This window comes from Actinomyces provencensis (assembly GCF_900155435.1).
GTDB classification, from domain to species: Bacteria; Actinomycetota; Actinomycetes; order Actinomycetales; family Actinomycetaceae; genus Pauljensenia; species Pauljensenia provencensis.
On the sequence record NZ_LT700225.1, the window covers coordinates 1 to 1,035 of the forward strand.

At 60.7% G+C, this 1,035-nt stretch carries 1 protein-coding gene and 1 CRISPR repeat array; the gene reads right to left on the minus strand.

Features of this window, described 5'->3' with window-relative positions; all coding sequences use genetic code 11:
* Positions 1-127 precede the first annotated feature (127 nt).
* A CRISPR array of direct repeats spans positions 128-706; the repeat unit is 30 nt; unit sequence AGGGATCATCCCCGCATTCGCGGGGAGCAC.
* Positions 707-724: 18 nt separating this feature from the next.
* Positions 725-1,035, minus strand: a 311-nt coding sequence (locus tag BQ9890_RS14375; protein WP_143226474.1) for a transposase, incomplete at its 5' end; no start/stop codon positions are given.

Below are 1,035 nucleotides of genomic sequence, written 5' to 3' on the forward strand. Positions count from 1 at the left end.
CCCATAGCGTAATTCTACGGGCCCGCTCACACATTTTGGCGTTATCACCAAAGCGTGTCCGGATTACGATCGCGAAATATCGACAGGCAATTCTGAACCATCAGAACTCGTTCTGTTCCCGCTATACTGGGATCATCCCCGCATTCGCGGGGAGCACGTGAGCGTGATGTACGCCAGTCGCTGCACGACGGGATCATCCCCGCATTCGCGGGGAGCACAGGGTTCCCTGGGTTGTTCGGCCGTCAGGGCCAGGATCATCCCCGCATTCGCGGGGAGCACGCACGACACCCCCGAGCGGGGGTGTTTCGGCTAGGATCATCCCCGCATTCGCGGGGAGCACTTACTTCTAACTATACCGCTCTACCCGGTACAGGGATCATCCCCGCATTCGCGGGGAGCACTTCTAACGTTCTAACGTTCTAACTAATCAATAGGGATCATCCCCGCATTCGCGGGGAGCACCAAACCTAGGTCATATTCGGCCGACCGGTCAAGGGATCATCCCCGCATTCGCGGGGAGCACCTAATGATTAGTTAGAACTGTATGTGTTCACAGGGATCATCCCCGCATTCGCGGGGAGCACGGAGTGCGCGAGTGAGTTGTGCCCGCCCCTGAGGGATCATCCCCGCATTCGCGGGGAGCACTGAACCTCTGCCCCCGTGCGACTAAGGTCACCCGGATCATCCCCGCATTCGCGGGGAGCACCTAATGATTAGTGGCTCTTCACGATTGAGGGTGTAGTTGGGGTCTGAATCCTCCGGCCTCGAGCAGACTGCGGGCGATGTAGTTTGTGAGGTTGCGGAATCCCAAGGCTGAGCCGCGCAGGTGTTCCAGTCGACCATTGAGGGCTTCTGTCGGGCCGTTGGAGGTGTGGGGGCGCTCGAAGTAGGCCAGGACGTCTGTGGCGCGCCGCTTGAGGGTGCGTCCCAGCGTGGTGATCTCCGCGAGGACGGAGGGGACTTCGCGGCTGATGGCATCAATGAGGTGGGCCAGCTGGTCTCGACCGGCGGCCCGGTCGGGGTTGCGGTAGGCAC